The sequence below is a fragment of the uncultured Methanobrevibacter sp. genome (assembly GCF_937881195.1).
Taxonomy (GTDB): Archaea; Methanobacteriota; Methanobacteria; order Methanobacteriales; family Methanobacteriaceae; genus Methanobinarius.
Genome location: NZ_CALGFC010000058.1, coordinates 1 through 25,299 on the forward strand (window position 1 = coordinate 1; position 25,299 = coordinate 25,299).

Here is a 25,299-nt window from a genome sequence, read left to right on the forward strand (position 1 = left end):
AATTCAAACTAAAAATAAAAGTATACAAACCAATAAAATAAAAAAAAATTAAACAAATTTTTAAGAAGTAAAAAGACTAATTAAAGAATTTTTATTTATATATTAATTCTATATTCTTTTTTCTTCTTTTTATTATTTTTTCAACTATTTTTAGCTAATATTAAACTCATTTTCTTTTTATATAATTTCAAAGCTAATTTTTATTAAATTTTTATTTAATAAATTTTAAATAGAACAATTTCTAGATTATTTATTGTGAATAGCTATTTAGACAAATTTAATTTTATATTTTTAAGTTTTGTTTATTTTATTGCTGTTGGTCTTATTATTCATTTTGTTGATTGGAATTTACAAATTATTATCTTTGTAGTTTCTATTCTTATTTGGCTTTTAATAATATTATATAAGGATGTTTTCATTCCAAAGATTCCTAAATTAATTTTTTCATTATTTAGTATAGCTATAATACTGTGTATTTTCCTTTTTAATTTGAATATTTCTGGTTCTTTTATTTTTATATTTCTTTTATACTACTTAATGGAAAGTTATTATAATCCTAATATTGATGATTTAGCTAGGTTTAAAAATTGGAAAAACATTATTTTAATAATTATTTTAGCTATAGTTGGAATTTTTTTATTCGGTTATCTGATTTTTTCAGTGCTTTTTTCTATATAATAATGGTTTTATTTTTTTAAATAGTTACTTTTAATAGTTTTTAATAATTTTTCTTTTTATAGCTAATTCTCATATTTCTATCATTTAATTTTAAAAAAGAAAAAATTAATACCTAATTTAAATCTAAAACTTTGATCAATAGATTATATAAGAATAAGATAATTATTACAAAAATTAGTAATGTTTAATTTATATATCTTTTTATTATTTTTACAAATTTATTAAATTTATATATTATCACAATAAAAATATTTAGGCATACCTAAATATTTATATACTAGTAAATACAACATAATCATGGTGATGTTAAAACAAATTTAAAACACATACATAACCACTCCCTCAATTGATTTAAAAAAATATTGTCCATATTACTTTAGCAGTCTCAACCATGTTATTATGCATACTATAATAAATAATCAATTGAGGGTCTTTTCTTCTGAAAAATATAAAATTATGTAATTATATAAGTATATATGTAGTATAATTATAATCTACTTTTTTTACCTATAAAACAATAATTATTAATTTTTTATAAAAAATAATAGCAATTTAAAAAAATATTTTAATTTTTGAGATTATAGTAGATTTTTTCTTGAGTTAATAGAAATAAAAAATTAATATCTATATATCTTTGCAGATTGAATTTTACTTTGATTTGAAAAGTTTATTCCAATCATTATTGTATTTAAATTCATAATAGTTAGAAAAAGAAACATTAGGCAAACTTATATTCTTGTCTATCATTTTTTGCCATATATTATTTGCTTTTTCTTCATCTATTAAATTATTTTCATATGCTTTTCCTAAAATAAGGGAACTAGTTAAAATAGGTATTTCATGTTTTTTAGCTAAATATTCAATATCTGATAAGTTATTACTGGCAATAATGCCATTATTCTCAATTGCACAGGCAATTACTGAAGATTCGCCTTTACCCATATATTTATTATCAGTCCAAAAACCTTTTTCAATTAGTTTATAATTTGAATATTCATTGGAAAATATGTTTATATCTTTAACTTCTACAAAGTTATCATTTATCAAAGATTCTAAATTATCTTTTATTTTTGTTGGAGTGCTCTTATTGAAAATTTCATCATGAACTGGTGAGGGAATAATAATCTTAGAAAACATTTTGCATAAAATGTGATGTTCATCAACTACTAAAAAAGAAACTAAACAATCTGAATCATAAAAAACAGGTTTATTCTTCAAAAAAATCCCCTTCTTTAAGATTATAAACAATATCTGATCTAAAAACATCCATTAAAAGCTCTTTTCTTTTACCAATAGATATTTTGTCTTTATCAAAAGCTTTTTCAGTTAGACGTATATAATTACCAAAGGAAAAATATTGTTTACTTTCTATAGAAGGATCATATAATTCAGTACTAAAACCTAATCTCATTGCTTCTTGTTTAACATTATTGTTGTAGGAAATATACTCTTCATAACTTAGTGATTTTTCAACCATTCTCAATCTATATAACATTGCAGTATGACTTATTTGAAAGAATTGCTCACAATAAATAATATTCTCTAAATTCCACTTTTCAATATTATTTTTTTTAATATAGTCATGAAGTGCACTATTTGGCATTAATAATGAAGATGCAAAATTATCCGCTTCTTTTTCACTGGGGTTTTCATTCTCACCACTACTACAAATTAACCATTCTTCATTATTTTCATATATTAAATGGTATAATTCATGTGCTAAAGTGAAATTTTGCCTACCTTTAGAATGTTTGGAATTAATAAAAATAAGTTGATCATCATTAATCTTAGAACAACAGCCACTGATTTTTTCATTTAATGGAAATAAAATTAGTGTTAATTTAGGCATTTTTTCATTAACAATAGAAAAAATGTCAATTGGAGAATAATTATCAATTCCCCATTCTCTTCTTAAATCTTCAGCTAATTGACTAATTTCATAATATTCTTTCATATTTATTCCTCATTGTCTAAACTTCTTAAAAATTTTAAATTTCCAATTAATTGATTCATTTTAGCAATAAGATTCAGGTCAACGAAATTTTCATTATTTCTAAAAGCAACTTTAGGAATGGAGTATTCATCAGATTTCAATAAGATATATTCATGTGAACAATTGTATAATGAACAAAGTTTATCCAACAACTTTAAATTAAGTTTTCTATCACCACTTTCAATTTTAGAAAGGTGACCCTGGTTTATTTCAAGATAACTAGCAATTTGTTCTTGAGTATATTTACTATCCTCTCTCAATTTCTTTATCCTGGCTCCAATTTTTTTCTCCATATTTATCACCTTAACTATGTTATTAATTAATATGGCATAAATAATATATAAATTTTGTCATGAGAATATGTCAAAAATAAAAATTACGTTATTTTGTTAAATTTATTAAAGATTTATAATGGATATTATCTTTATATTTTTATATTTAGCTATTTTTACAGTATATTATTTATTTTCAAATAATTTTAAAATATATTTTCACTTTAATATTAGGGAATAAGAATTATTTAGTTTGTTTTTCATTAGTTGTCTATTTTTTTAATAATTCTATTTTAGAATTATATAAATTGATATAAAATAACTTTTTAACTATTAATTAGTAATTATTCCTCTTTTTCATAAAAATATACTATTTTAATTATTTATTACCTAATCATTTTATTATCTTAATTTATTTTTGTTTTTATTATAAAATTATATTAATTATTAAATCAAATATAAAAATAATATTTAATTATTAAAAAATAGTTTAATTGTTTAAAAATAGTCTAATTATTAAAATAAATATACAAAATTATAGTAAATAAAAAATTAATAAAATTTAGCTATAATTAACTAATACTAATTGATTGCTATGATTACCTACTCTCAATTTCAAGATATTGTTGTAAATAAACTCAAAAGAGATATTTCAACAAATGAAGATCAAAATAAAGCTATAAAATCTGAAATTGATCAATCTCTTTTTATTGTTGCAGGCCCAGGTTCAGGTAAAACAACTGTTATTGTATTAAAAATATTAAAATTTATTTTTGTCGATGATATAAAACCTAATGAGATAATAGCTACAACCTTTACAAGAAAAGCAGCTAATGAATTAAATTCAAGAATATTAAGTTGGGGAGATGAAATAAAAAATCATCTATATACAACCATCAATGATAAAAAAAAATTAGAAGATATAGAAAAAATCGACTTTAATCAAATAATAACTGGTACAATTGATAGTATAGCTGAAGAAATACTTAGAATACATAGGGATCCTGGAACAAACTTACCAGTAGTTATTGAAGATTTTGTAGCTAACTCTGCAATGATAAGTTCTGGATTATTTAAAAATGATAGGTATCTAAATAAAGATTTAAAAGAATATTTAGGTAAAATAGATGGGGTTGAAGAAATAAAAAACCCTTCTCGTATGAGTGATATTTTATTAGATATTAAAAATAGATTATATTATGATCAAGTTGATTTTAAAGAGCTTTTAAACAATGAAACATCTCCTGGAGCCAAAGAAGCATTAAATGCAATTTTAGATTATTTATCTGAATTAAAAGAAAGAAATATCCTTGATTTTCCAATGTTAGAATCAAGATTTTTAAAATGGATAGATTCTGGAAAATTAGATATTTTTTTAAATGATATTAATGTACTTCTTGTAGATGAATATCAAGACACTAACCTATTACAAGAAAAAATATACTTTAAATTAGCTAAATCAGCTATTGATAATGGAGGAAACATAACTGTTGTAGGTGATGATGATCAATCCCTTTATAGATTTAGAGGAGCAACAGTAGATTTATTTACAAGTTTTATTACAAGAGCTAAGGAAAAATTAGGAATCAATGTTGATGAAATAAATTTATCAGCTAATTATAGATCAACTGAAGATATTGTTAATTTATGTAATCATTTTGTTGAATTAGATAATAATTTCCAATCAGCAAGAGTAAAAGAAAAACCAAAAATAGAATTTTCAAGAATTGATAAAAATGATAATGTAATTGATGATAATAAAATTAATAATAACATATCAAATAATCCTAAAGTTAAAATCAATGCAATTGATGATAATAAAATTAATAATGAAATATCATATAATAATATAGGCTATAATGATTTAATTGATAATAAAATGCCTTATGATGATATATTAGATAATAATATTATTAGTAATAATATAGAAAATAATAATTCTATTAATACTGAAACAGACGATGATAATTCTAATTCTAATAATCAAAGATCTATTCCTGTTTTAGGCATTTTCAGACAAAATCAGGAGATGTTAGCTAGAGAGTTATCTATACTAATAAGAGATTTAGTTGAAGGTAAAGATGTTAAAAGAAAAGTAAAAAAGATACTATCTTCAAATAATAAAAATACAATATCTCCAAATAATTATAATAATCAAAAAGCTGTTGAAGATTCAAATTATATATCTGAAGGAGATTATATAAATTTAAAATTATCTCAAATGGGAGGTTCTCCCTCTGATATTGCTATTTTAACATACTCGCCAAAAGAATTTTCTTATGGAAATCAACTTTTCCCATATTATATCAGAAAAAACTTATTAAGTTTTAAAAATCCTATTGAAGTTTTTAATCCAAGAGGTCAAGATCTTCAAGCAATTGAATCAGTAGCTGTATTTTGTGGTTTAATGCTTGAATGTATTGATCCTGGAGCAAAATTTCAAAATTCTATTAAAAGAATACCTCCATTAGCTAAGAGAAACATGAACAAATGGAGAAAAATAGCTAATGAATTTATAAAAACTAATCCAGAACCTGTTCAACCTATATCTCTTGAATATTTTGTTGAATGTTGGAGAAATAGAACTCCATACTCACATGAGCCAAATGTATGGCCTGAAAATGCTAGTTTAATAGAATTAGCTTATAAACTTATCACATGGATTGATAGCTTACAAGATGATATTGAAGGGTTGGTTTATTTAGAAGCTATTACTAAAACAATTACTCAAACTGGATTTTTCAATGAATATTCTGCTCAAATATTCTTTGATGATGACCATAAAGAAGAAGAAAAATCAGTTATAGAAGCTATTTGGAATATATTTATACCTATTGCAACTGGAGGAGTTTCAGTTGATGAAAAATTATTGGAGACTTTACCTTCTAATAGAATTAACATAATGTCTATACATCAATCAAAAGGATTGGAATTTCCATTAGTTATTGTAGATGTAGGATCTAGATTTAAGAAAAACCAAGTAAAAACTTCATTTTTAAGATTTCCAAAAAAAGGAGGAAAATCTTCAAATTTAGAAGATAAAATTAGGCCTTTTAGTCCATTAGGTGTTGGTGACAGAGATCCTAAAGATAGGGCTTTTGATGATTTAACAAGACTTTATTTTGTAGCTTTTTCAAGAGCTCAAGATGTTTTATTATTAGTTGGATTAAATCCTGCAATAGATGGATATGTGGCTAATGAAAAAGAAATGAAAATTCCAAATGTTGCATTAGGATGGAATAGAGATGAAGAATTTATAGGCTTTGATCAAATATACTTAATTTAATTAAAGCAATTTCTTATTTGTATGTAGAATTTTAACTTAATTAATCGTATAAATAATAAGTGAATTATTTAATTTTATATAGAATATTAACTTATTTAATTTTTATATAGAATAAGTAAATTATTTAATTGTATAAATAATTTTAAATCAATTAATGGTATAATTAATATTAATTATTTTAATTATATAATTAATAGACTATTGAATTTAATAATAAAAAATTTAAAGTGAGAAAATGGAATTATCACCAAGATCAAAACCATATATTATTCCAGAGTATAGTCTAACTGGAGATTTAATATCCTTTTTAACCTGTAATTTACAATATAGGTATCAAAATAGGGGCACTCTTCCCCCATCTATGCCTATACAGCTATGGTTTGGAGAATTTATCCATGGAGTAATGGAGGAATCATTTCTTGAGTGGGATATTAAAAAAACAAAATTCCCATGGGATTGGAAGAAACAAATAAGGCCTATTGAAGAAATGATTGATAAAAGATTAAGAGCTAGAGGTTTATATCCTCCTTTAGATTTTTTCTGTAAGTATGAAAAAGGAGAAGTTGGTACTTCAGGGTCTTGTCCAGATGAAAATCATCCACATAAACTTCTTTATAGTGCAAGAGCTGAAAAAGCTATTAATATATGGGGTCCTGATTTATTTCCATTAATCAATTCTGCTGAAGTTTTAATAAAAGGCAAAAGACCAATGCCTAATTACAATAATGAAAATAGTAGGTCAAATTATTATGGTATTAATGGAGTAATAGATGTAATTAGCTCTTTAAAAATTAAGGAAAATACAGATAATAAAATTATTAAATACTTAAATAACAATGAGGATTTTTTAAAAAAATTAGATTCTTTTAAACATGATGAATATGAAATTATAATTGATTATAAGGGAATGAAAAGACCAGCTTTAAAATCAGACAATTGGCTTTATCATCAATGGCAAATTTTAACTTATGCATGGTTAAGGTCAAAACAAGAAGAATCTAAACCAATATTAGTCGGGATTATATTTTATTTAAATGAATTGGTTCCTTCTACTGAGGATTTAATAGCTATAAAACAAGATATTGATAATAATTGTAGTGATGTTGAAATTTCAAAAGAAGAAAAATCTAAAATATTGAATTGGGATGAAAATAAAGACAACTACATCAATTTATCCGATAAATTAAAACAGGATAGATCTATTAGGATTATTGATATTGAAGAAAGTTCTATATCAAATGCTTTGAATCAATTTGATGGTGTTGTGGGAAATATTGAAGACTCAATTATAAAGGAAATGAATGGAATACCAATTAAAAATGCTTGGAATGCGAAAGGAGATAAAAGAACCTGTGATGCATGTGATTTTAAAAGTTTTTGTGGTAAACACCTTGCAGATTCAATGAAAATACCTTAAATTCTTTAATAATATGTTTTAATAGTTTTTCTATGATTTTATTTCAATATTTATAATTTTATTATATAATATATTAAATTAATATCATATACTTAAATAGTAAGAGTTAATAATGATAATATTAATAAATAATGATAGTACAAAAAATTATTTTTAGATTTAAAGATATAGAAATCTATTTAAGGTATTTCAGAAAAATATCAAATAATAAGGTTATAATTAAAAATTATAATTAAAAAATATGTAGTTTTATGATTATTTGGATATAATTTTAGAATCATTTGGCTATTTTTTAGAATTATTTAGCTATAATTTTAAGACTATTAAATATAATTTTAAGATTATTAAATATAATTTTAGGATTATTCAAATTTATTTAATGATATCGCTGATTTAAATCAGTTTTTATTTATTATACCCTTTATTTAACTATAATTATTATTTTTATTAATTTATCAATAAAATTTAATAAAATAATAGATAATAATAATTTAATATAGTATAGATTTTATTTAATATATGTGGAAGTTATTTAATATATATTGGAAGTTAAAATATGAGCAAAATAAAAATTATATCTTGGAATATTAATGGAATTAGAACTCGTGCAAAAAATAAAGAAATAGATCCAATTTATACTGAAAATCCTGATGTTATTTTGTTTCAAGAAACCAAAGCTAAATATGAACAATTAGATTCAAATTTAAAAGATATTGAAGATTATACTACTTATTTTTCTCAAGGGGAAACTACAAGAGCTGGGGGAATAGCTACTTTTTCTAAATTAAAACCAAAAGTTGTTAAAAGGTTCTTTGATTTACCTGATAAATCTTTGAAAATGAGATTATTGAACTTTAATTTTGATAATTTTAAATTAATACATATTTATGCTCCTTCTGGTTCGGGTAGTAAGAAAAATAAAGAAATTAAGCTAGAATTTTATAAAAAGTTATTAGATTTTGCTGAAAAATCAGCTAATGATAATGTTATAATAGCTGGTGATTTTAACATAGCACACACAGAAAAAGATGTTAGTGATCCTGAAAAAGCTTCTAAGGCTGCTAACTTTTCTAATGAAGAAAGAGAAGTAATAGATAAATTAGAAAAACTTGGCTATGTTGATTCTTTTAGATCATTAAATCCTGATGAAATCCAATTTTCAGCATGGAAATCTCAAAAAACAAAAGGATCTGGTGAAGGATCTCGTTTAGATTATTTCTTTGTATCAAAGAATTTAAAAGACTCCATAATTGATTCTAAAATATTAGCTGATATTGATGGATCTAAACATGCTCCAATTGAACTAGTTATGGATATAAAATAATAGTATTAGTTATGGATATAAAATAATAGTATTTATTATAGATATAAAATAATATTATTATCATTTTAATTTTTATTAAAAATTTTTTATATTTTAATTCTTATATTTAATTTTTATAATAATTCAATAGATTATTATTAAAAAAAGTTAGTATTTATTCTTATTTTAAAAAGAGTAAGCTTAATATTTTTAAATATTATTTTTAAATAAATTTATTAAAATATTTTAATTATAAAACTAGTTATATTTTTAATTTGGTTATATAAGAGATATATGTATAAAATTAATCAAGTAATGGAAGAAAGGAGTTTAAAGTTTTGCCTCTTGGGGGGAGAACGCGCTTTTTTAACCCTTTCTTCATACATTATTAAATAATATTTTTTATTATAATACTATAGTAATAATGTACTAATATAATATTATATCTTAAAGTATTTATATTTTTATATTTAATTGTATAATAATCTATATTAACTGTACATATTAATTATTGATATTCATTAAAAAAATTATTTATTTGTGATTGTATAAAAATCATTAAAAATAATACTTATTTATTATTTAATTTCTATTATTGAATAATGGAAAATAATTATTATTTATTAAATAATTTTATTATATTAAATGAAACTTATAATATAAGATAAAATTTATAATACTAAATAAAATTTATAATATTAAATTAATTTTAAAGATAAATAATTTTTAAAATTAAGTATATTTTTAAATAGTGAATAATTTTTTAATGTTAAATAATAAAATATTAAAATTATAAAATATTAAAATGATAATTATTTATCTAATAAAAAATAGTTAAATTTCCAAACTTAAATAAAAAGAGGATATTGAGAAATTTTAGAGAATATTAATTTTAAATGAACCTCTTCTTATTGTTTAAGTTTGTTTGGTTATGTTTTATTTTTTTTACGAAGATTATTTGCACTAATGACATATCGCGAATAAAATTTTTTTTATTTTACTGTAAATTTTGTCATTAGAATTTTTGAGTAGGAAATTGATTTCCTACATAAATTATTATGTTATAAGTAGTATATAAATGTTTTCGATAGATACGAATTTAACTAACGAATATTGGGTATCATCTGTAAATTAGTTATATAATAATGTATAATTTGATTAAAAGTAGTGTTATTTTGATTAAAAGTGATGTTATTTTGATTAGAAGTAGTGTTATTTTGATTAAAAGTGGCATTATTTTGATTAGAAGTAGTGTTATTTTGATTAGAAGTAGTGTTATTTTGATTAAAAGTAGTGGTATTTAATTAGATAATAATTTGGATTTATAAAATAAAGTAAAAAGAATTATGTGTAGGAGAATATTTATTTATCAAAATCATATCGTTCCCCCCAAGAGTAATATATTTTTGATATATATTTCTTTTGCATTGATATTTTATTGATATAAAATTATAAATATTGCTCCTACATTAAATAATTTATTATATATGCATATAAATCTTTCATTTTTAATTAATATTACTATTTTTTCATAGATTGTTTAATAAGTTATAAACAAAATATTGTTGGCATCTAATTGTAGATTATTTAAAAAAATAATATAAAAATAGTTAAATTTAATTGATAATATAAATTTAATATTTTAATATATAAAATAGTAATTTAAAAAGATTAAAATTGATTAATGATTAAATATATTAAAGTTAGAATAAAAAATCAGAACTTAAAAAATTTCAAAAAGTGTGTGAAAGATTAAATTATAGCTAATCTTCCAGCAGTAGTAATTTCCAATACTTCTTTGTCTATAAGACCCATATCCCTTAATTCACGGATATGGTTATATGTCATTCCTCTACTAATTTCAATTTTATCAGAAAGTTCTTTAACAGAATTAGATCCATTAATCAAACACTTTAAAATTTCTTTTTTGGTTGAAGAGATTCCATATTTAAGTATTGGGAGATCCATTACTTCTTTTGTAGAATTATCTACGTAGACAATTCTATCAACAAATTGATGTTTTGAATACGCTCCAAAGAGTGTTCCTAAAGCTTGTGGTCTTTCTCCACCGCTTATATTAACAACAATTTTATTTCCAGATTTTTTTTCTTTCTCAATTGCATCTGCAACACCAGAAGCAATTTTTACTGAATCATTAGAATCAGTTTCTTGGGATTTGATATCTATAAATCTTCCAAATGCTTTTTCCAAAGTTTCTTTACTTTCTCTCATTACATTGGATCCATTATCCTCAGTTAAAAGTAACACTTTCTTTGGAGAAAATTTTGTTATACATATCATTACAGGTTCTACATCGTAAATAGTTGATATTAAAGTTGTTTCCATTTAATCACCGCCTTTTAATTAAGTCACAACTGTCAGTTCAGAGTTACTATATTTTTCTTTTAATTTAATCATATAACCTTTTTAATCATTAACAAACATATTAATTTAATACATATTTAATATAAAATTATATATATTACATGTTATCAATATATATTGTTTTTCATTTTTCAATATATTAATCTTAATATATTAATTATTAAACTTAAAATTTCACAATCAAATAATTATATTACTAATTTATATTCTATTACATATAGTAAATACATTAATATTGTTATATTTAGTACATAATATATTTATACTAAACCTCTAATAATAAATATATAAAATTTATTAATCATAAATATTTTATCAATAATAATAAATATTTTAATATTAATCATTATTGAAAAAAAACTATTACTAATAATAAAATTATTTTAAAATAAAATTTAATGACTTATCTAATAATTGATAAATATCATTTTTAAGTTAAATAAATTACATTAATAATATTCTTTTTTATTCTATATATACCTACTTATTAGTAACTAATAGTTATAATAATTAAATATAATATTTTATATAAAAATTTACTATATTAAATTGCTTTAAAATATCTTTAAAATTATAAATAATAATTTTTTATAATTTTTAGATTCAATGAACAATTTTTATGTTTTCATGATTAGTATATAATCTTTTATACTAAATATGTTTTATATATCAAGTTTAAGTTATCACTTATCATCTAAAAATTATGAAGTGCAATTCTAAATCAAAAAATCTTGATTTAAACAAATATTTTTTGATTTAAGATAATTTTAAAACTTAATGTATAAAAACAACAATTATAGTAATTTAAAACACAATTTTATAATAATAAAGGAATATTAATTATTATAAAAATAATTTAATACTATTGAAAAGTTTCTTTATATTGAAACATAATTCCATTATTTATTAAATTTATATAGTTTTGATAAACATTATATTAAATTTTTGATAATGGTAATAGCTAATATATTTAAGGTTATATATAAAAGTTTTTGATTTACATTGAATGTTTAATTTTATTTCTTTTCATAATATTTTCATATTAATCAAATTTTTCATTATGAAACAAATAGTCTATACTTTTAAATCAATATTTAATATATTTAAATTATTATTTTTAACAATAAAAACTAAAATTTAATTATATTATAATAATGGTGATTAAGATATCATATAATAATATATCATATAATAATGTATTATATAACACTGTTAATTTTATTTATCTATAAGTTTTCTAATAGTAAAATAGAAAATATTATGTATATAAAAAACTAATATAATATTTTAACAAAGTCTAATGGTGATATTATGAATGATATTTTAGAAACCAATGAATTAGAAAATAACCAGTATCTTTCTTCTAGGATAAAAAAAGATTTAGATTTAAAATCCCATCCAGTAGCTATAAAATTTATTTTGCACGAAGAAGATATTCCAGAGGATATTGATAAGATTCAAGATAAAATGAGACATTGTGAAATGGTTCAAAAAGCATCAAGGGGAGACTCATTTTATAGTACTTCTGAAGAACAAATGTGTAAAGGGGGATCTTCTGCAATTGGACTTGAAGAAATTCCTGAAAAAATTGCAACTGGTGAATTTTACTATGGTTTAAAAAGATTCAAATCACTCGGTTCTGCAAAAAGAACATTAGATTCAATTCCCAAAATTGACTTAAGAAGTTATGCAATTATATATGCTCCTTTAGAAAAAGCAAATTTTGCACCGGATGTTGTTGTTATTATAGCTAATCCAAAACAAGCTATGAAAGTTTCTCAAGCTATTGTTTATTCATTAGGTGGAAGAGTAGAGTCTGATTTTTCAGGAATTCAGTCAGTTTGTGCTGATGCAGTTGCAGGTCCATTTATGAGAAAAAGACCAAATATAACTTTAGGTTGTAGTGGTTCAAGACAATATGCTGATATAAAAGATGATGAACTTGTTATTGGTTTAAATGGTGAGAATTTAGGTTGTGTTGTTAACTCTTTAGATAGTATTTAGCTATTTAGATAATATTTAACTCTTCACATAGTATTTAGTTATTTAGATAATATTTAACTCTTTAGATATTATTTGATTATTTAGATATTAATTTAATTTTTTAAATATTAGTTAGTTCTAATATCTTTTTATTTATTTTATCTTATTCATTTCATTATTCTTATTTCACTATTCTTATTTCATTATTTTTATTTCATTATTTTTATTTTATCATTTTTATTTTATTATATTCTTATTTTATTATTTTAATTTTGAATATTTTAAAAATATTTTAAAAATATGATTTAAAAAATAATTAATAAAATGATATTTTATCTTAAAATTTATAAAGTATTTAATTAATTAGTTAAATTTATCATAAATAGATTTAGCTACTTTTTTGTTTAAACCTTTCACACTAGCTATTTCTTCAATACTAGCTTTTTTAATTTCTTCAATATTTCCAAAATGTTTTAATAAGTTTATTTTTCTTGTTTTTCCAACTCCAACTATATCATCTAATTCTGATGCTTCAATATTTTTTGATCTTAATTTTCGATGATAAGTTACAGCAAATCTATGAGCTTCATCTCTAACTCTTTGTAAAAGATGTAATCCTTCATTATTCCCTGGAATTATAATTGGAAAAGAACTTTTTGGAATAAATATTTCTTCAAATTCTTTAGCTAATCCAATTACTGGTATATGTTCTAAATTATATTCTTTCAATACTTCAGTAGCTATTTTTAGCTGACCTTTACCTCCATCAATTAGTATGAGGTCTGGATATTCATCATTATCCTTTTCATTATATATTTTTTCATTATTATCATTTTCATTATTAATTCTTTCATTATTAATTTTTTGATTATTATTGTTGTTTTTATTTTTATTATTGTCATTATTATTTTGAGTATTTTTTAAAGAATTAAATCTTCGAGATAATAATTCTCTCATCATTTCATAATCATTTGGGCCAGGTGTTTCAAGTTTAAATCTTTTATATTGTTTTTTATTAGGTTTAGAATCAAAAAATGAGACTTTTGATCCAACAGCTAATTTTCCAGAAATATTAGATACATCATATCCTTCGATAATTCTAGGAAGCTTTGGAAGTTTCAGATATTTTTTAATTTCAATCATTGAATTTTTCATTTTTTTCTTTTGTTTTCTAATTATATCTGCATTTTTAGAGGCCATTCTCACTAGTCTTAGTTTTGTACCCTCATCTGGAACAGAAATCTCAACCTTATCTCCTCTTAAATCAGCTAACCATTCTTTAATAAGTATTAATTCCTCTTTATTTGAAATTTTTTCCTCTAATATAATTTCTTTAGGAATATGGCGATTAATTCCATAGTACTGTTGTATGAATGCAGATATAACATCACTTACTTTATTATTTTTAGTTCCACTCATTAAAAAATCGTCTTTTCCATTTATTTTTCCATTTCTAATTGAAAATACAACAACTATTGCAGAATCATTATCAAAAGACATAGCTATTACATCTTGATCTAATTCATCTGCAAAATCAACGAATTGTTTTTCCATTACTTCTGCAATAGATCCTATCTGATCTCTTATAACTGCAGCTTTTTCAAAATTATATTCTTTGGATGATTCATCCATTTCTTTTTGAAGGTTTTCAATAATTTCTGTATATTTACCTTGGAAAAAAAGATCTATTTTATTAATTAATTTTTTATATTCTTTTTTACTTATGTTACCATCACAAGGACCATAACATAAATCGATTTGACAATTTAAGCAAGGACCATCCATTTTACGGCAGGTTCTGATTTTGAAAAGTGATTTTAAAAATTTTATTGTTTGGCGTACAGAGCCTACATCTGTAAATGGACCATAATAAGTCCCTGTTTTCCCAATGTTTCTTGTAATAATTAAGCGAGGAAAATCTTCTTTTGTTATTTTAACATAAGGGTATCTTTTATCATCTTTAAGTCTAATATTATATTTTGGCCTATGTTTTTTAATTAAATTTGCCTCTAAGATAAGGGCCTCTTTTTCACTATCAGTTATTATATACTCTAAACTATTAAAATGACTCATTAATATTTTAGTTTTAGGTGTATCATATTTATCTTTAAAATATGATTTCACTCTATTTCTAAGTGATTTGGATTTACCGATGTAAATAATTTTATCATCAGAATCCTTCATTATGTATATTCCTGGCTTTTTTGGAAGTTCTTCTGGTGATTTAACTTTAGTTGACATAATTTATCTTTTTATAATGAATTTATTTTTTAAGTAAATTTATCTTTTAAATAAATTTATCTTTTATAATAAATTTCAATAATATAAATTTTTTGTATAATATATTCATTATATTAAATTTATTTTTGTTTCAATTTTTATTTTACTTATTTAATTAATTTTATAATTTTGAATATAAATATTATTATTGTAATATGTTGATATTATATTAAGTTATAAATTTATTAATAGATTATAATTTTAAATAAAATTATAAATAGTAGTATATTGCAATATATTATGATAAATATAAATATTTGTATAATAATATAAAATTTATAAAATTAATTAAATTTATTGGATTTTTAAATTTATTAAATTTCTAAATTTATAGAATTTTAAATAATAATCTATAGCTATTTTTTATTTTATAGTTCAAATCTTTACCCTAATTATAATATAATTTTTATAGAATTTTATTTATGTAAGTTGGTATATAATATATTTTAATTTAATGAATTTAATTTTTGTAACAAATTTAATTATTAAAAAATAAGAATAAAAAATATAAAATAATTAATTTTTTTAAAAAAGAGATATTATGAAAAAATTTAAAATATCATCAGAATATAAACCATTAGGAGACCAACCAAAAGCAATTAGGTCTATTTCAGATGGGTTTAAAAAAGGGCTTCATGAACAAACATTACTTGGAGTAACAGGATCTGGTAAAACATTTACAATGGCAAATGTTATTCAAGAGGTACAAAAACCAACACTTATTATTTCACATAATAAAACATTAGCTGCACAGCTATATGAAGAATTTAAAGAGTTCTTTCCAGATAATGCAGTTGAATATTTTGTAAGTTATTATGATTATTACCAACCAGAAGCATATGTTCCAAGAACAGACACATTTATTGATAAAGAAGCTTCAATAAATGATGAAATTGATAGAATGCGACATTCTGCAACACAATCACTACTATCTCGTGATGATGTTATAGTAGTTTCTAGTGTTTCTTGTATCTATGGTATAGGATCACCAGAAGATTATGGTGAGTTTGCACTATCAATCTCAAGAGGGGATATTTTTGATAGAGGGGAAATTCTCAGTCGATTAATTCATATGCAATATGAAAGAAATGATATAGAATTTGATACTGGACAATTTAGAGTTAGAGGAGATGTTATTGAAGTTAATCCAGTTCATGGTACTCCTCCTATCCGAATTGAACTTTTTGGAGATGAAATTGATTCAATAGCTATTGTGGATAAAGTTACAGGAAAAAGAATTGAAAATCTTGAAAGATATACTCTTTTCCCAGCAAAACATTTTGTTGTGGCTGATGAAAGAATGGATAAAGCTCTTAAAGATATCAGACAGGAGCTTGATACTAGATTAAATGAACTTAAGATTCAAAATAAGCTAGTTGAAGCTCAAAGACTTGAACAAAGAACAAGATTTGATCTTGAAATGTTAAGTGAAATGGGATATTGCCCTGGTGTTGAAAATTATTCTTTACACCTTTCTGGAAGAAAATGGGGTGAAATGCCATATACATTGTTAAAATACTTCCCAAAAGATTTTTTAACAATCATTGATGAATCTCATGTTACAGTCCCACAAATTAGGGGAATGTATAATGGAGATAGGGCTAGAAAAGAAACTCTTGTTAGCCATGGTTTTAGGCTTCCTTCTGCTATGGAAAACCGTCCATTTAGATTTGATGAATTTGAAAAATCAGTTAACCAAGTGCTTTATGTTTCAGCTACTCCAAGTAATTATGAGATGAGTAGAAGTTTAAACATTGTTGAACAAATTATTCGCCCAACTGGTCTTGTTGATCCAGAAATTATAATTCGGCCTGCTAAAAATCAAGTTGAAGACTTACTTGGTGAAGTTAGGAAAAGAATTGATAAAGATCAAAGAATTTTAATTACAACACTTACTAAAAGAATGGCAGAAGATTTAACTGATTACTATGCTAAAATAGGCATTAAAGTTAGATATTTACATTCTGAAATTGATACTTTAGAAAGAATTGAAATTATTGATGATTTAAGAAGAGGAGAATTTGATTGTCTTGTTGGGGTAAATTTACTTAGGGAAGGTTTAGATTTACCAGAAGTTTCTCTTGTAGGAATCCTTGATGCAGATAAAGAAGGATTTCTCCGATCTGAAACATCTCTTATTCAAACTATTGGTAGGGCTGCGAGAAATGTGGATGGGCAAGTATTCATGTATGCAGATGAAATAACAGACTCAATAAAGAATTCGGTTGATATTACAAATAAAAGAAGAAAATTACAATTAGCTTATAATAAAAAATATGATATTCAGCCTAAATCCACTTATAGGTCACTTAAAGATAAGAAAGAAGAAATTAAAAAATATGATAAAACAGTCACTGACCTTCAAAAAATGCCAAAAGATGAACTTAGAATGCTCATAACTGATTTAGAAGGAGATATGAAAACAGCTGCTTCTGATTTAGATTTCGAAAGAGCTGCTAAACTAAGAGATCAGCTAATTGTTTTGAAAGGTATTAAAAAGTAGAAGTTTAATATTTGATAATAATATAACAATCAGATAACATTTTTATTATTTTATCTTATTTTATCTTATTTTGTTATACTTTTAATTTATTATATTTTTTATTTTGCTATATTTTTATTTTATTTTATTCTTAGATTATACTCTAATTTATTATATTTTTATTTTATTTTATTCTTAATTTATTATACTACGACTTTTTAAAGATTGAAATTATATTTTATTAAATTATAATTGATTAAATAATCAATTAACATATTATATTAGATCTTATATTCATATTTATATTTAATTTTTATAGTTAATTTTATATTTATATTCAAAATATGAAACTCATATGAAAATATTACTTTTCATTAACTACCTAAAAATTATTGGTATATAATATATATAATTAAATCAGATTAAAAGCAAATTTTGCATATTTAAGGTTATATGAATTGTTATAATATGTGAATTAAATTTAAAATATTTGAATATATTAATAAAAATTTATAGTCTATATTGAGAGGTATTTACAATATTATGAATTGTTAATCGAAAAGTTTATATTGTTTGTAAGATATAATATTAATTCTATTTGTATGTTTCAATAAATACATTTTATATTTAATTGAACAAAAGTAGTTTATTTTTTTATAAAATTATCTTATAATAGCTTATATTTAATAGAATTTTCTAGTTTTAATAATAAGTAATTTTAATAAGAATTATTATTCTTTTATAAATTTAATATTATGTAATAAATTATTTACCATGTTTCTAGATTTTATGATTAGGTATGCTTATAAATATTATAATTAGGTTTAATATTATTTTAAATTTTTAATATAACTAATATATAATTTTATAATTACTATATTAGGATTTATATCTCCATAAACAATCTATTAAGATTTATAAATAATTATTATCAATTAATAAGTTCATAAGCCTATTTTTAACCTAATAAATATCTACACTTTTCATGAAAATTATATCACAAATAATCAATATAAATTAAATAGCTATAAAAATTTAATAAATAATCAAGTACAATTATCAATAAGGAGAATTATTAATGAATAAAAAATCACATAAAAAAGAGATTATTCTAAAAGGTGCAAGGGAACATAACCTTCAAAATTTAGATATATCTATTCCTCGTGATGAATTTGTAGTTATCACTGGTTTAAGTGGTTCTGGAAAATCATCTCTTGCATTTGATACTATATATGCTGAAGGACAGCGTAGATATGTTGAATCATTGTCTGCTTATGCAAGACAATTTTTGGGACAAATGAAAAAGCCTGAAATTGATTATATTGAAGGATTGTCTCCTGCAATATCTATCGATCAAAAAACCACAAAAATGAATCCTCGTTCAACTGTAGGAACAATAACCGAAATATATGATTATTTACGTCTTTTATATGCCCGAATTGGAATTCCTCATTGTTATAAATGTGGTAAAGAAATTTCTCCACAGACCGTAGGACAAATAGTGGATAATATTATTGAAGAAGGACATGATAGCTCAAAAGTAAAAATTCAAGTTTTAGGCCCAATAATTAAAGCTAGGAAAGGAGAACATAAAAAAGTTTTTGAAAATCTTACAAATAAAGGTTTTGTTAGAGTTAGGGTTGATGGAGAAGTTAGAAATCTCGAGGAAGATATTAAATTAAACAAAAATAACAAACACACAGTTGAAGTTGTGGTTGATCGACTTATAATTAGGGAAGATATTGAATTTCAGAGAAGATTAGCCGATTCTATTGAAACTGCTCTTGAATTTGGTGAGGGTATTGTTAATATTCTTTTTGATAAAGAAATTGAAAATAAGGAATATGAAAAAGTATACTCTGAACATTTTGCTTGTGTTGAATGTGGAATAAATTTTGAAGAATTAACTCCTCGTATGTTTTCTTTTAATAGTCCTCAAGGAGCATGCCCAGAATGTAATGGTATTGGGAGCAAAATGGAGATGGATCCAGCTTTAATTGTTCCAAAACAGGAACTTTCTCTAAATGAAGGTGCTATCCTCCCATGGAGCAGATCAAAAGGTAGTAAGGATAATTATTATCACCAAATGTTATCAGCTGTAGCTAATTATTTAGGATTTTCAATGGATACACCATTTAAAGATTTAAAAATAGAAGAACAAAATGCAATTCTATATGGAACAAAAGAAAAAATTCCATTTAATTTTAAACGTAAAAACAAATCTTATCGTGTTAATAGGAAATTTGAGGGTGTAATAAATAGAATGGAAAGACATTACTTAGAAACAAAATCAAACTATTCTCGTTCATATATTTCAAAATTTATGAGTGATCATAATTGTCATGTTTGTGATGGTAAAAGACTTCGTCCAGAAGCATTATCTGTAACAGTTGCAGATAAATCAATTTACGATGTTGTTTCAATGCCTATTAGGGATTGTTATAATTTTTTCAGTGAAATTGAACTTTCAGAAAGAGAATTATTCATAGCTAAGGAAGTATTAAAAGAAATCAAAGAACGATTGAAGTTTTTAGTTGATGTTGGATTGGATTATATAACTATGGAACGATCTTCAGGGACTTTATCTGGTGGAGAAGCTCAAAGAATTAGATTAGCAACACAAATAGGCTCTGGCCTAGTAGGTGTTTTATATATTCTTGATGAACCAAGTATTGGACTTCATCAGAGAGATAATGTTAAATTAATAGAAACATTAAAGAGACTTAAAAATATTGGTAATACTCTTGTTGTAGTTGAACATGATGAAGAAACAATTCTTTCTGCAGATCATGTGGTTGATATTGGTCCTGGTGCTGGAGAGCACGGAGGAAAAGTAATTGCTCAAGGAACTCCTGGTGAAATTATGGAATCTCCTGATTCAATTACAGGAAGATATTTATCAAGAAAAGAAGTAATTCCAATAAATAATACTCGTAGAGTAGGTAATGGTAATTACATTTCAATAAAAGGTGCTAAAGAAAATAATTTAAAAAATATTGATATTGATATCCCTTTAGGAGTATTTACTTGTGTTACAGGAGTATCAGGTTCTGGAAAAAGTTCTCTAATTAATCAAGTTCTTTATAAAGGATTAAACAGCATAATAAATAAAAAACCAACTTTTGCTGGTAAATATGATAGTATTGAAGGTGCTGAAAATATTGATAAAATAATTATCATTGATCAAACTCCTATTGGAAGAACTCCTCGTTCTAATCCGGCTACATATACTGGTCTTTTTACACATATAAGAGAATTATTTGCAGAAACTCCTGAAGCCAAAGCTAGAGGTTATAAACCTGGAAGATTTAGTTTCAATGTTAAAGGTGGACGATGTGAAGCTTGTTCTGGTGATGGAATTATCCAGATTGAAATGCACTTTTTAGCTGATGTTTATGTTCCTTGCGAAGTCTGTAAAGGAAAGAGATATAATGACGAGACTTTAGACATAAGATATAAAGGTAAAAATATCTATGAAGTTCTTGAGATGACAGTTGAAGAGGCTCTTGAGTTTTTTGAGAGCATTCCAAAAATAAGAAAGAAACTTCAAACCTTATATGATGTGGGCTTAGGATATATAAAAATAGGTCAAGCAGCTACAACATTATCTGGTGGTGAAGCCCAAAGAATTAAGCTTTCAAAAGAACTATCAAAGCAAAGTACTGGAAAAACATTGTATATTCTCGATGAACCAACTACTGGACTTCATTTTGCTGACATAAAAAGATTACTTGAAGTTCTTGGAAGATTAACCGATTCTGGAAATTCGATTGTTGTTATTGAGCACAATTTGGATGTTATTAAAACTGCAGATCATATTATTGATCTTGGTCCTGAAGGTGGAGATGGTGGTGGAGAAATTGTAGCTACTGGAACTCCTGAAGAAATAGCTAAATCAGGAACATATACTGGAAATTTCTTAAAAGAAATTTTAAAAGATAATATGACTCCTTTAGCTAAAGAATTAGTTAAAGAAAATTGTGGAAAATAGATATGCTATTTTTCCCTTATTTTTTTATTAAATAGCTCATTCTTAGAGAAATAGCTTATTCTTAGAAATAATCCATTCTTAGATTATTTTAATCATTTATTTTTAATTTTTTATTCATTTTTTTAAATATATCATATATCTTCTTATTTTTAATTCATTTTTATTAATTATTTTTATTAAAAATTTTTTTATAATTAGTTCTTAAATTATTAATTAAATTAATAAAAACAATTACAAACAATTATAAATATTAAAAACATATATAAATTTCTATTAGTATTATCAAAAGATTTTTATTAGGATTTTATAATATTTTTATTTATCTTATTAGAATTAAAATAGTATATACATATTTATTATTCACTAAAATTTATTAATCTAATAGTAAATTTTATAAATGATTTATTTTAAGGATGTTATTATGGTATCAAGCAAAATTTTAGAACCTTTCCTTATATTCCTCAGAGGATTGTTTATGGGTTCAGCAGACATTATTCCTGGTGTTTCTGGTGGAACCATTGCATTAATCACAGGAATTTATGAAAGACTTGTACATGGAATTGGAAAATTAAAGTTCTCTTTTTTAAAACCCCTTATAAAATTAAACTTTTCAGAATTTAAAAAGCTTTTTATAGAAGAGGTTGACTATAAATTGTTTATACCTCTTTTACTAGGCATAGCTATTGCTATGTTAACTTTATCTAAAATAATTGGATTTTTATTGGATAATTATCCTGCATTTACATTTGCATTTTTTTTAGGCTTAATTTTAGCTTCTGCATATGTTTTATATACCCAAGTTGTACATTTTTCACCTAAAATAATCATAATCTCTATTATAGGATTCATCTTGTCATTTATATTTGTTGGACTTAATCCAATAGCAGCTAACCATTCATTACCAATTTTATTCTTTTCAGGTATGATTGCTATATGTGCTATGATACTTCCAGGAATTTCTGGAGCTTTCATATTATTGCTATTAGGCCAATATCATTATATGTTAAATGCATTAAATACATTTAACTTTACTGAAATTATTACATTTTGTATAGGTGCTTTAATAGGTATTTTAGGATTTTCAAAATTGCTTGATTATTTATTACAGCATCATGAGGAAATAACATTGGCACTTTTAATTGGTGTCATGATTGGAACTTTAAGAATCCCTTTCACTCAAGTAACCAGTAATGTTGGAAGTTCTCCATTTGATTTATTATTATGTGTCATTTTAATGATAATTGGATTTGTTTTAATTGTTTTACTTGAAATGAAGTTCAAATACATTGAATAATACTTAAAAAACGTGCTTTGGATAATAATAATAATAATAAAATATTTATTAAAAAAATATCTATTAAAAAAAATATATTTAGTATTATAATTATATTATCTTAATAATTATATGTAATATATTAATAAATAATAATTATTATTTTTTTATTATTACTTTTTTTAAAAAAAATAAATTTTTAATTTTTTTATTATGAAATTAGTTTTAAGTAATACTTTTTTCATTTCTGATAATTTTATTAATTTTTTAAGTATTACTAATTTTATTAAAAATAATATTTAAAAAGTATTACTTTTTAGCTTAGTTTTAATAATATTCTTTATTTATAAAATTAATTAAAATAAACCTATTATATATTTAATAAAACTAATTATATTACGGATAATGCAAAAAATAATACTTTTTAATTAGTATTTTTTAATTAGTGTTTTTTAATTAGTATTTTTTAATTTTATTTAATTTTAAATATAAATTATGATCTTAAATACTAAATGAAATGATTAAAAAATAGAAATAGAGTTATATTGGTGAATTAAGATTTAATAATTTTAATTATATTATTAATCAAGTTATATGTCAATATTTAGTTTTCTCCATAAAATTTCGTTTGTTTTTGGAGTATTTGAAATTAATTGATAAATATTAGAAAAATTAACTGATGAATTTTTATTTAATGGAGTTAAATTCCCATATTCATATTCAAAAATCATTATATCTGGAGTTATCTCTATCCTTCCTGATTTTTTTATTTCAATATCTCTAAATAGGTTTATTAATAAATTATATTGATTCATCATATCCTGTTTTTCTTCTCTTCCTAATATTCTATAATTAATATTCTCTTCTAATCTACTAATATTAGAACTTACAGCTTCAATACAATAATTCACAGCAGTTTTATTATAAGGATAATAAAAATTCTCATTAGGTATTCTATTAAATATAGCTATTTTTGAATTATTTGATTCTACAGTATTTTGGATCTCATAATCAGTTTTGGCTTGAATATCAGCTCTTAATTTATTTGTTCTTTCTAATAATTTTTTTATATCCATAAATATCCCCTTAAACAGATTATATCTATCTTTTTTTATTAGTGACTTATTAAATATTTGTTTATTTTAAAAATTACTTTTAATTTTATATAATATTCTAATAAAAAATATGACTTAAAACTTTAATTAATAATTATATATATGTTTTTTATCATATAATTTATTTATCTTTATTTTAATTAATCAACATAAAATTCAATTGTCAATATGAAATTATTTTTTTTATTTATAAATTATTTTTTACTTAGAAATTTATTTTTTTATTTATTTTTTTATTTTTATTTACAAATTTTATAATAAAAAAAATTGAAGAAATTTTTTCAATAAATTTTATAAATAAATTTTCAATAGTATTAATATATTTGTAAAATATATTAATATCCTAATTTAAATTTAAGAATAATAAACCTATTAATAAAATTATTATTGATTGATTTCAAGTGTAAATAATTAAATTTATCATGATATTTTTTAAATCATTAAACATTGCCTAATTTGATGGCTACATATATACTTGCTTATACTTTTACAGCTATTTTGAAGAAAATAAAATATGCAATTTTTTTACTTCGTTATACCACGGTTTAACGAAGTAAAATTTTTTTAAATTTTTTTAAATTTTTTCAGAAATTGGTGAAAATTATCGAGTAGTTTTTTACTTTTAGAATAAAATAGTAAATTTTATATGGAGGGTATAATAAATATTTTCATATTGCTAAGAGAGAATGTTCTCTATATTAATGAAAAAAATAATGGCGGGGGTGAAAAATAGTAAAATATTAATTGGAAGGTCATTCAATGGAATATAAAAATAAAATGATATTTATAATTTTGATTTTCTTTTTATTTGCCTTATCTATGTCATATGTTTCTGCTGCTG

15 protein-coding genes are annotated in these 25,299 nt (G+C 22.4%); 9 read left to right on the top strand and 6 right to left on the bottom strand.

What is annotated here, in order from left to right; translation table 11 throughout:
- Positions 1–255 precede the first annotated feature (255 nt).
- Entirely contained in the window at positions 256–678 is a 423-nt protein-coding gene (locus Q0087_RS07840) for a hypothetical protein (protein ID WP_297899211.1), read from the top strand.
- Between the two features lie 648 nt (positions 679–1,326).
- Here Q0087_RS07840 and Q0087_RS07845 read toward each other — a convergent pair.
- From Q0087_RS07845 to Q0087_RS07855, 3 genes are read right to left on the bottom strand one after another with little or no spacing between them, the layout of a single operon-like run.
- Positions 1,327–1,896 carry a hypothetical protein gene (locus Q0087_RS07845; protein ID WP_297899213.1) on the bottom strand — a complete coding sequence of 190 codons (570 nt, stop codon included), beginning with the start codon at positions 1,894–1,896 and terminating at the stop codon, positions 1,327–1,329.
- Positions 1,886–2,632, bottom strand: coding sequence for an ImmA/IrrE family metallo-endopeptidase (locus Q0087_RS07850; protein ID WP_297899214.1), 747 nt, complete (start codon positions 2,630–2,632; stop codon positions 1,886–1,888). The genes Q0087_RS07845 and Q0087_RS07850 overlap by 11 nt, the downstream gene beginning before the upstream one ends.
- Positions 2,633–2,634: 2 nt before the next feature.
- The gene (locus Q0087_RS07855) at positions 2,635–2,964 is read right to left on the bottom strand and encodes a helix-turn-helix domain-containing protein (RefSeq protein WP_297899241.1); all 330 of its coding nucleotides are present in this window, start codon (positions 2,962–2,964) and stop codon (positions 2,635–2,637) included.
- A 574-nt stretch (positions 2,965–3,538) separates the two neighbouring features.
- On the opposite strand from Q0087_RS07855, the gene Q0087_RS07860 reads away from it, so the two are divergent.
- The 4 genes from Q0087_RS07860 (at position 3,539) to Q0087_RS07875 (ending at position 10,253) form a co-directional block, all read left to right on the top strand.
- Positions 3,539–6,229, top strand: a complete 2,691-nt coding sequence (locus Q0087_RS07860) for a DEAD/DEAH box helicase (RefSeq protein ID WP_297899218.1) — start codon at positions 3,539–3,541, stop codon at positions 6,227–6,229.
- Between the two features lie 235 nt (positions 6,230–6,464).
- On the top strand, positions 6,465–7,646 hold the full coding sequence (locus tag Q0087_RS07865) for a PD-(D/E)XK nuclease family protein (RefSeq protein WP_297899221.1): 1,182 nt from the start codon (positions 6,465–6,467) through the stop codon (positions 7,644–7,646).
- 556 nt (positions 7,647–8,202) lie between these two features.
- Positions 8,203–8,970: an exodeoxyribonuclease III gene (locus Q0087_RS07870; RefSeq protein ID WP_297899224.1), complete on the top strand. Its 768-nt coding sequence runs from the start codon at positions 8,203–8,205 to the stop codon at positions 8,968–8,970.
- A gap of 1,154 nt (positions 8,971–10,124) precedes the next feature.
- A complete protein-coding gene (locus Q0087_RS07875) occupies positions 10,125–10,253 on the top strand; it encodes a hypothetical protein (RefSeq protein ID WP_297899227.1) in 129 nt (42 codons plus the stop codon).
- 448 nt (positions 10,254–10,701) lie between these two features.
- On the opposite strand, the gene csa3 is transcribed toward Q0087_RS07875, so the two are convergent.
- Positions 10,702–11,295: a CRISPR-associated CARF protein Csa3 gene (gene csa3, locus Q0087_RS07880; protein ID WP_297899229.1), complete on the bottom strand. Its 594-nt coding sequence runs from the start codon at positions 11,293–11,295 to the stop codon at positions 10,702–10,704.
- Between the two features lie 1,350 nt (positions 11,296–12,645).
- Between csa3 and Q0087_RS07885 the strand changes: the two genes are divergently transcribed.
- Positions 12,646–13,338 (top strand): DUF169 domain-containing protein, encoded by a 693-nt coding sequence (locus Q0087_RS07885; RefSeq protein WP_297899231.1) that lies wholly within the window; start codon positions 12,646–12,648, stop codon positions 13,336–13,338.
- A gap of 342 nt (positions 13,339–13,680) precedes the next feature.
- On the opposite strand, the gene uvrC is transcribed toward Q0087_RS07885, so the two are convergent.
- A complete protein-coding gene (gene uvrC, locus Q0087_RS07890) occupies positions 13,681–15,558 on the bottom strand; it encodes an excinuclease ABC subunit UvrC (protein WP_297899233.1) in 1,878 nt (625 codons plus the stop codon).
- A gap of 580 nt (positions 15,559–16,138) precedes the next feature.
- Between uvrC and uvrB the strand changes: the two genes are divergently transcribed.
- The 3 genes from uvrB to Q0087_RS07905 all read left to right on the top strand — a co-directional run bounded on the left by uvrB (position 16,139) and on the right by Q0087_RS07905 (position 23,364).
- The gene (gene uvrB, locus Q0087_RS07895; protein ID WP_297899235.1) at positions 16,139–18,100 is read left to right on the top strand and encodes an excinuclease ABC subunit UvrB; all 1,962 of its coding nucleotides are present in this window, start codon (positions 16,139–16,141) and stop codon (positions 18,098–18,100) included.
- Positions 18,101–19,157: 1,057 nt separating this feature from the next.
- The gene (gene uvrA / locus Q0087_RS07900) at positions 19,158–22,070 is read left to right on the top strand and encodes an excinuclease ABC subunit UvrA (RefSeq protein WP_297899237.1); all 2,913 of its coding nucleotides are present in this window, start codon (positions 19,158–19,160) and stop codon (positions 22,068–22,070) included.
- Positions 22,071–22,545: 475 nt separating this feature from the next.
- The gene (locus tag Q0087_RS07905) at positions 22,546–23,364 is read left to right on the top strand and encodes a DUF368 domain-containing protein (protein ID WP_297899243.1); all 819 of its coding nucleotides are present in this window, start codon (positions 22,546–22,548) and stop codon (positions 23,362–23,364) included.
- A 569-nt stretch (positions 23,365–23,933) separates the two neighbouring features.
- Here the strand turns inward: Q0087_RS07905 and Q0087_RS07910 are convergent.
- Complete coding sequence (locus Q0087_RS07910) at positions 23,934–24,419, bottom strand: hypothetical protein (protein WP_297899239.1); 486 nt, start codon at positions 24,417–24,419, stop codon at positions 23,934–23,936.
- Between the last annotated feature and the right edge of the window lie 880 nt (positions 24,420–25,299).

Coding starts and splice junctions, on each gene's coding strand:
- Q0087_RS07865 (WP_297899221.1), top strand. CDS start 6,465: ATGGAATTATCACCAAGATCAAAACCATATATTATTCCAGAGTATAGT.
- Q0087_RS07885 (WP_297899231.1), top strand. CDS start 12,646: ATGAATGATATTTTAGAAACCAATGAATTAGAAAATAACCAGTATCTT.
- Q0087_RS07860 (WP_297899218.1), top strand. CDS start 3,539: ATGATTACCTACTCTCAATTTCAAGATATTGTTGTAAATAAACTCAAA.
- uvrB (WP_297899235.1), top strand. CDS start 16,139: ATGAAAAAATTTAAAATATCATCAGAATATAAACCATTAGGAGACCAA.
- Q0087_RS07870 (WP_297899224.1), top strand. CDS start 8,203: ATGAGCAAAATAAAAATTATATCTTGGAATATTAATGGAATTAGAACT.
- Q0087_RS07855 (WP_297899241.1), bottom strand. CDS start 2,964: ATGGAGAAAAAAATTGGAGCCAGGATAAAGAAATTGAGAGAGGATAGT.
- Q0087_RS07910 (WP_297899239.1), bottom strand. CDS start 24,419: ATGGATATAAAAAAATTATTAGAAAGAACAAATAAATTAAGAGCTGAT.
- Q0087_RS07905 (WP_297899243.1), top strand. CDS start 22,546: ATGGGTTCAGCAGACATTATTCCTGGTGTTTCTGGTGGAACCATTGCA.
- uvrC (WP_297899233.1), bottom strand. CDS start 15,558: ATGTCAACTAAAGTTAAATCACCAGAAGAACTTCCAAAAAAGCCAGGA.
- Q0087_RS07850 (WP_297899214.1), bottom strand. CDS start 2,632: ATGAAAGAATATTATGAAATTAGTCAATTAGCTGAAGATTTAAGAAGA.
- csa3 (WP_297899229.1), bottom strand. CDS start 11,295: ATGGAAACAACTTTAATATCAACTATTTACGATGTAGAACCTGTAATG.
- uvrA (WP_297899237.1), top strand. CDS start 19,158: ATGAATAAAAAATCACATAAAAAAGAGATTATTCTAAAAGGTGCAAGG.